This is a genomic window from Marinobacterium rhizophilum DSM 18822, assembly GCF_000378045.1.
Taxonomy (GTDB): domain Bacteria; phylum Pseudomonadota; class Gammaproteobacteria; order Pseudomonadales; family Balneatricaceae; genus Marinobacterium_A; species Marinobacterium_A rhizophilum.
On the sequence record NZ_KB899120.1, the window covers coordinates 33,616 to 41,646 of the forward strand.

Genomic DNA, 8,031 nt, shown 5'->3' on the forward strand with positions numbered 1-8,031 from the left:
CTCAGCATAAATCGAAGCAAGGGCGTTTCCCTTGCGGTGCGATTCAGTTCAGGTCGAAGCGGTCCGCCGTCATCACTTTGCTCCAGGCGTTAACGAAGTCCTGCACGAACTGCTCGTTGCTGTCGCTCGAGGCGTAGTATTCCGCGATCGCGCGTAGCTCGGAATTGGAGCCGAAGATCAGGTCCACCGGCGTGGCGGTCCATTTGACATTGCCGCTGGCGCGGTCCATGCCTTCGTAAATACCGTCGACCTTGTCGGACTTGCGCCACTCGGTCGACATATCGACCAAGTGCACGAAAAAGTCGTTATGGAGCTGTCCGGGGCGATCGGTGAAAACGCCGTGCTTGCTGCCGTCTGCGTTGGCGTCCAGTACGCGCATGCCGCCGATCAGCACGGTCATTTCCGGCACGGTCAGATCGAGCAGTGCTGCACGCTCCACCAGTGCCTCGGCGGGCGGTCTCGGGTAACCGTCTTCCAGGTAGTTGCGAAAACCATCGGCTTTGGGCTCGAGCCAGGTAAAGGAGTCGACGTCGGTCATCTCCTGGGTGGCATCGGTCCGGCCGGGATGGAACGGTACGGTGATGCGGTAGCCCGCGTCCGCGGCGGCTTTTTCGATGGCGGCGGCACCGCCGAGCACGATCAGGTCGGCGAGCGAGACCTGTTTTTCGGGTACGTTCTTATTGAAGTCGCTCTGAATGCCTTCGAGCACCTTCAGCACCTGTGCCAGTGCCTCGGGCTGGTTGACGGCCCAGTCTTTCTGCGGCGCCAGGCGAATGCGTGCTCCGTTTGCCCCGCCGCGCATATCGGTCACCCTGAATGACGCCGCGGAGGCCCAGGCGGTTTTCACCAGGTCCGGGATGCTCAGGTCCGATTCCAGCACGGTGGCTTTGAGCGTGGCGATGTCCTGCTCGGTGATTGGCTGACTGTTGGGTTCCGGCACCGGATCCTGCCAGATAAAGTGTTCGTCGGGTGCCCAGGTACCCAGGTAGCGCGACGTGGGTCCCATATCGCGGTGGGTAAGTTTGAACCAGGCTCTGGCGAAAGCCGTTTCGAACTCGTTCGGGTTCTCAAGCCAGCGCTGTGTAATCTCGCGATAGGCCGGGTCTTCTTTCAGCGCCAGGTCGGTAGTCAGCATGATCGGCGCGTGGCGCGCGTCTGCGTCGTGGGCGTCCGGCACCGTATCGGCCCCGGCGCCGTCTTTGGGTACCCACTGCTTGGCGCCCGCCGGGCTGGTGGTCAGCTCCCACTCGAACTCGTAGAGGTTCTGCAGGTAATTCTGGGTCCAGTGCGCCGGGCTGATGGTCCAGGCACCTTCCAGGCCACTGGTGACGGTGTCGGCGCCCTTGCCGCTACCGCACTTGTTGCGCCAGCCCAGACCCTGCTTCTCCAGCGTGGCCGCTTCCGGTTCCGCGCCCACGCACTCGGACACCTTGTGTGCGCCATGGGCCTTGCCGAAGGTGTGACCCCCGGCAATCAGCGCTACGGTTTCCTCATCGTTCATCGCCATGCGGCCAAAGGCCTGGCGAATGGCCTCTGCGGCAGCGAGCGGGTCCGGATTGCCGTGCGGTCCTTCGGGATTGACGTAGATAAGGCCCATTTCGGTCGCGCCGAACGGGGCATCCAGTTGCCGGTCACCGCTATGACGCTGGTCGGTCAGCCATTTGCCTTCCGGACCCCAGTTCATCTCCTGGGGTTGCCACTCGTCGTCGCGGCCAAAGGCGAAACCGATGATCGGAAAGCCCATGTCTTCCATGCCCAGGGTGCCGGCCAGCACCATCAGGTCGGCCCAGGACAGGGCATTGCCGTATTTCTGCTTGATCGGCTGCAGCAGTCGACGGGCCTTGTCCAGGCTGGCGTTATCGGGCCAGCTGTTGAGGGGCGCGAAACGTTGCATACCACCGTCGGCGCCGCCGCGGCCATCGACCGTGCGGTAAGTACCGGCGGCGTGCCACGACAGGCGAATGAAAAAGGGCCCGTAGTGCCCGAAGTCCGCCGGCCACCAGTCCTGGGAGGTTCGCATCAGCGTTCTCATGTCTTGTTTCAGTGCCTCGACATCCAGCTCAGCAAAAGCCTGCGCGTAATCGAAACCGGGGCCCCGTGGGTCTGCCGAGACGGACGCGTCGCGCAGCGGCTCGATGCTCAGGCGGTTGGGCCACCAGTAGTCATTGTCCGGCATGGTTTCGGTACCGGCCGCGTAAGACATGGCACCTATCGCACAGAGCACGGCCATCGTCAGCAGCTTTTTCGGCGTCTTGGATTTCATTTTTCGTTTCCCTTTTGTTGTGTTGTGGGAACGACAACAAGTACCGAGTGTATTACGTCAATTCTTTGTGCTTGTTATCGGTAACTTAGGGTATAGGCTGCCGCATTCCCCCGCTGCCAATATAAAAATCCGAAAGGATCGATAGTTATTGTCTATCGGGAAGTTATTAACCCGGCGGGTTAAGACATGAAACAGGGATGTTTCATCATTGGCCGCAGGCCAATGTGAACCCCACACCTGCTCCCGCAAGAGCGCAGCACGTCCGGGCACTTGCGCCTGTTTTTGTGGGGTGACGGGCAAATTTGGGAGGGACTCTATTTGCCAGCAAGGTTGATAAATCAAGGCTTTGCCGGTGGATTGGTGACCCTGAAGTCATTCGCTATATCGGGCTCAGTCCCGTTCGGGCGGAAATGGTCCGGTCGGCAGTCGAATTGCTTGAGATCTCATCGGCACTCCCATCGGTACTCCATCGGTACAGCGGCGGCCGCTGGCGAACCCCCTGGAGTACTGCGTCTGTGTCGCGTCATCGCGCAACAAAGCTATCATTAATGCCTATGCAAGCGGCGGATACAGTATGAACGCAATAGGTGGGTTCTTCGGTCCGCACTATTCGCGGGTAAGCCGGATTATCCGCGAGGCAAAAGGCAAGACCTGACCTGCCCCCATTATCTCCGGTGAGCGCTCTCGATATAGCGCGTTATGAATCGTTGGCCGGCGGCTGTCAGGATTGTAGAGGGACCATCACTTTTAAACGGGGTGTTAGAAGCATGACGAAGCCGGGGATACTATCGATCTGTTTTCTGATCATCGTTGCATTGCCGCTATCAGGGTGTGAGGAGAGGGCCGAGCCTGTCGAGCAGAAGCCTTTGCGCCCCGTTAAAACACAGACCCTGGCGTTGCCTGAGGAGGGGGCCTGGAAAGAGTTCGCCGGTGTCGTTGAAGCGGCGAGAGCAGCAGATATCGGCTTTCGCGTCGCCGGCAGGCTCGAGCGTATCCTGGTGAAAGAGGGCGAGTCGGTTGCAGCCGAGCAATTGCTTGCCCAGCTTGATGCGACCGATTACGAGATTGAATTCAAAGCCAGACAGGCAGAGTTCGATCAGGCGAGCGCTGATTTCAAGCGCGGGGAGACGCTGGTTGCCAAGGGCCTGATCGCGCGTACCGACTTCGATAAGCTCAAAGCCCAGTATGAGTCTGCAAGGGCTGCGCTGGATGCTGGCCGGCAAAATATCGAATACACCTCGTTGAGGGCGCCTTTTTCCGGCAGAATCGCCGAACGCTATGTCGAGAACTATGAGGAGGTGTCGGCCCGGCAAGCGGTGTTCACCCTGCAAGATACCGCTGAAATGAGTATCCATGTCGATATTCCAGAAAGCGTAATGATTCGAGCGCAGAGGGGAGCCGAGCCGGAGCTTTATGCACAGTTCGACCAGATCCCGCAGCGACGCTTTGCACTCTCAGTGAGGGAGGTTTCGACCCAGGCGGATCGAAGCACCAATACCTATGGGGTCACTCTGTCTCTGCCGTCGGTCGCTGACTACAACCTGCTGCCGGGGATGTCGGTTACCGTGCGGGCACGACCGGATGAGCGCCTGCTTCAGGCAGCCGAGGTGCTCTACGTACCTTCGCTGGCGGTGCTCGAGGATGGCAGAGGACGCTATGCGTTTGTGGTCAGGGAAACCGAGGCTGGGAAAGGCATCGTCGAGCGCCGCGAGGTGGTAACTGGCCAGTTGACTGGTCTTGGGCTGGCGGTGGTTTCAGGACTGGCCGTAGGTGACCGGCTGGTGATCGCCGGTATGAGCAAAATGACCCCGGGCCTGGAAGTCCGCCTGTTGCCGGGGGAGAGCCGTTGAATATCACGCTCGCTGCGATCAGGAACAATCGCCTGACGCTCGTCATCACCCTGTGCATCCTGTTCGCGGGAGTTCAGATCTTCCTGCAGATGCCACGTGCCTATGATCCAGGCTTTATCATCCGTACGGCGCAGATTACCACCCAGTTTCCCGGTGCCAGCCCCCAGCGCGTGGAGCAGCTGATCTCCGCCCGCCTGGAGGATGTGGTGAAGGAGATTCCCGAACTCGACTTTGTTAAGAGTGAATCGCGTACGGGCGTGTCGATCATTACGGTGAATATCAGTGAAAGCTACAAGGATATGCGGCCGATCTGGGATCAGTTGCGTCGTAAGGTGGATGATGTGCGCGCCGATATGCCGGACGGCGTGATCGGCCCCTATGTCAACGATGAGTTTGGCGATGTGTTCGGCATCGTACTCACGGTGACCGGCGAGGGCTTTAGTTATGCCGAAGTGGAGCGGGTGGCTGAACAGGTCAGGGACAAGCTGCAACAGTTGCCCGATGCGGCGAAGGTGGAGATATATGGCGCTCAGGAGGAGCGGATCTTCGTCGAGTTCGATAATGCGCGCCTGTCCGAGCTGGGGATCTCCCCTTACCAGCTGTCGCAGGCATTGGCTGCGCGCAATATCGTCATACCCGGTGGTTCGATCAGGCTGGGCCGGGAGCGCATAGCGCTGGAACCGAGCGGTAATTTTGAGACTGTTGCCGATATCGGCAGAACCATTCTGCGTATCTCCGGGAGTGAGCAACTGATCTACCTGGAGGACATTGCCGATCTGCACCGCGGCTATATCGACCCACCCCAGTCGGTCGTTCACTCCAGTGGTACGCAGGCACTGGCGCTCGGTATTGCCATGCGCGAGGGAGGCAATAACATTGAACTGGGGCAGCAGGTGCGTGAGTCGCTGGCGCAACTGCGCCCTGCATACCCCTATGGAATCGAATTCGATGTCGTCAACTTCGTGCCGGATGAGGTGGATCAGAAGGTCAGAGGCTTCGTGATCAACCTGCTGCAGGCGGTGGCGGTCGTTACGCTGGTGATGCTCGTCAGCCTGGGGCTGCGTACCGGGCTGATCGTTTCGAGCTTGATCCCCCTGGCCATGTTGGCGGCGATCATTGTGATGTCGTTATTCGATATCGGCCTGGATCAGATCTCATTGGCGGCACTGATCATTGCGTTAGGGATGCTGGTGGACAACGGTATCGTTATGTCCGAAGGCATCATGGTGCAGATGGAACAGGGCAAGCGAGCACTGGATGCGGCGGTGGATTCGGCAGCGGAGTTGCAGGTTCCGCTGTTGACCGCCTCGCTGACAACGGCTGCCGCCTTTTTGCCGATCTATCTGGCCGAATCCAACGTCGGCGAGTTCACGGCATCGTTATTCAAGGTGGTGACAATCACCCTGTTGAGCTCCTGGGTCATATCGCTGACTATCATTCCGATGCTCTGCGTCTACTGCATGAAGGTGCCCCCGAAAGTCGAAACCTTCGATAGCGCTCTGTACCGCCGATACCGGCAGGGGCTGCTGTGGATGCTCAAACACCGGTTGCTGACACTATTGGCAACGCTGCTGCTGTTTGCGTGTGCGATGTTGGGTTTTAGCTATATCCCCAACCAGTTTTTTCCGCCCTCGGACAGGCTCTATTTCAAGGTGGAGATGGAGCTGCCGACGGGAACCGATATAGGCCGCACCGAGCAGGTGGTGTCTGAAATAGAGCACTACGTACGGGCCGGGCTTGCCGGTAACGGTACAGACGAGGAGGGCGCCACCAACTGGATCAGTTACATCGGTAACGCCGGGCCCAAGTTTATACTCTCCCACAATCCGAAACCCGCGAACCCGAGTTACGCACTGATAATCGTCAATGTCAGCTCGCCAGAGCAGGTGGATCGCCTGATGCCGGCGGTTAAGCGCTACGCCTTCGAGCACTTCCCCGACCTTAGTCTCAAGGTCAAACGCATAGATAACGGGCCGGCCATCGAGAACCCGGTTGAGGTGAGGTTGTCTGGAGAGGATATGATGGTGCTGTCCGGCGCCGTTGACACGCTGAAAAAGCGGATGCTCGAGATTGGTGGGCTGGACAGCATCGACGATGACTGGGGGCAACGCATCAAGAAACTGGATATCCGTATCGATCAGCCGCGTGCGCTGCGCGCCGGTGTGACCAGCCAGGATATCGCCATCTCGTTACAGGCGGGTTTGAGTGGACTCGAGTTGACCGAGTACCGCGAAGGCGAGGATTCGATTCCGGTGGTACTCAGGTCCCGCGCCGCCACCGAGCAGGATATCGGCAAGGTGGAAGCACTGTCTGTATATGTGCAGAGTATCGGGAAATCCGTGCCGCTGACCCAGGTCGCCGATATCGATGTGGCTTGGCAGCCCGCCAGAATCTATCGGCGCAATGGTGTGCGTACTGTCACCGTCGGCGCGCAGCTTCAACCCGGCGTGACGGCCGCGGAACAGTTCGCCGAGTTAACACCTTGGCTTGAGGAGAGGCGCGCGGACTGGGGGTCGGCCATACGCTACGAACTGGGGGGCGAGAATGAATCCTCGGCGAAGGCGAACCAGTCGATCGTCGACAAGCTGCCCGTAGCGGCGTTGATCATCCTCGTTTTGCTGGTGGCCCAGTCCAACTCCCTGCGCCATACCTTTATTGTGCTGCTGACCATTCCGCTGGGGCTGATCGGCGTATCGGCCGGGCTGTTGCTTAGCCACTCCTTCTTCGGCTTCATGACCTTCCTTGGCATCATCTCCCTTGCCGGGATCGTCATCAACAACGCCATCGTCCTGCTGGATCGGATCAAGATCGAGCAGGATAACGGCGTTACGCCGCATCAGGCGATCGTCTCGGCGGCGGTGCAGCGCGCCCGTCCCATTCTGCTGACCACGGCGACGACGATTCTGGGTCTGGTGCCGCTCTATCTCGGCGGCGGCGAGATGTGGGAACCGATGACCATCGCCATTATGGCTGGCCTGTTGCTCTCCACCGCAATGACGCTGGGAGTAGTACCGGTGCTTTATGCACTGCTGTACCGGGTTGAGTATCCGGATGGCGGGGACGCCGATCGTGCTTGAGGGCACCTGCTCGGTGCTGGCGTTGGTAATAGTTCGCGGCCATAACGAATGACGGATGGCGCGATACCTGTGGACGCTACCGCTTCTTGAATCATGGGCCTTGAACCTTTGATGCAGGTGGGAAATTTGTCGTGGTTCTCAGAGGCTGTATTTCGCCTCTCGGCGACCTACTTTCCTTGTTGCGCGGCAAGGACTTTCTACAAGGTGAAGTGTGCAAAGGAAGCGCGCCACCCATCAGCCGGCCTTCGGCGCCACTGCGCGCCGGACGAACTGCCTTCAAGGTGAAGGGCGGGACATCCATGTCCCTAATCGGCGGCTCAACAGTCCCTGTCTCGCCCCTTCGGGTCTAATCGGAGCATAATCGCGGTGCTCGCCGGCTTCATAAGGGGGATACAAGAGCCGTTCTGGCGTATTGGTGGTAATGGGGCGGTGGTGCTTCATCCGGCCCTGCAGGGGTGACAAGGTGTCTGATCTTGGGCATGATGAGCAGGCTTTTGAAAAGCGTTAGCGAGGCAGCTAGCGCAAGCGGTGCGCCGCCCGGGCAAAAATCGGCGAAACGAGGGAGTTTATGGTCTATAAATGACCGAATTATTCGCTTCGCTCACCCCTACGGGGCCGCACTACAGTGCGTTCAGGCAAAGCCTGTGAGCCGATTTTTAACGCCGCGATAGCAACCGCAGGTAGCTTTTCAACAGCCTGCTAAGGCACCTATGGATGATCGGTGCCGGGTTTTGATCGTCAATAAAGCAAATCGTCAGCTGAGCAACGGAAGCCAGGCTGGGTGAATCCTCCCCTCCAATCTCAATTCCTCCGTTCTCCCTGGCTCTGCCTGCATTGCGGG

The 8,031-nt window shown here is 59.2% G+C and carries 4 protein-coding genes; 2 read left to right on the top strand and 2 right to left on the bottom strand.

Annotated elements, in window-relative coordinates; translation table 11 throughout:
- Nucleotides 1–43: 43 nt before the first annotated feature.
- Entirely contained in the window at nt 44–2,263 is a 2,220-nt protein-coding gene (gene katG / locus F451_RS0123080; RefSeq protein WP_020683793.1) for a catalase/peroxidase HPI, read from the bottom strand.
- 767 nt (nt 2,264–3,030) lie between these two features.
- Here katG and F451_RS0123085 point away from each other — a divergent pair.
- Together F451_RS0123085 and F451_RS0123090 are read left to right on the top strand one after the other, a co-directional pair.
- A complete protein-coding gene (locus F451_RS0123085; RefSeq protein WP_020683794.1) occupies nt 3,031–4,113 on the top strand; it encodes an efflux RND transporter periplasmic adaptor subunit in 1,083 nt (360 codons plus the stop codon).
- Entirely contained in the window at nt 4,110–7,190 is a 3,081-nt protein-coding gene (locus tag F451_RS0123090) for an efflux RND transporter permease subunit (RefSeq protein WP_020683795.1), read from the top strand. The genes F451_RS0123085 and F451_RS0123090 overlap by 4 nt, the downstream gene beginning before the upstream one ends.
- A 656-nt stretch (nt 7,191–7,846) precedes the next feature.
- Here the strand turns inward: F451_RS0123090 and F451_RS28245 are convergent.
- A partial coding sequence (locus tag F451_RS28245) for a hypothetical protein (RefSeq protein ID WP_205624063.1) occupies nt 7,847–8,031 on the bottom strand: 185 nt, incomplete at its 5' end.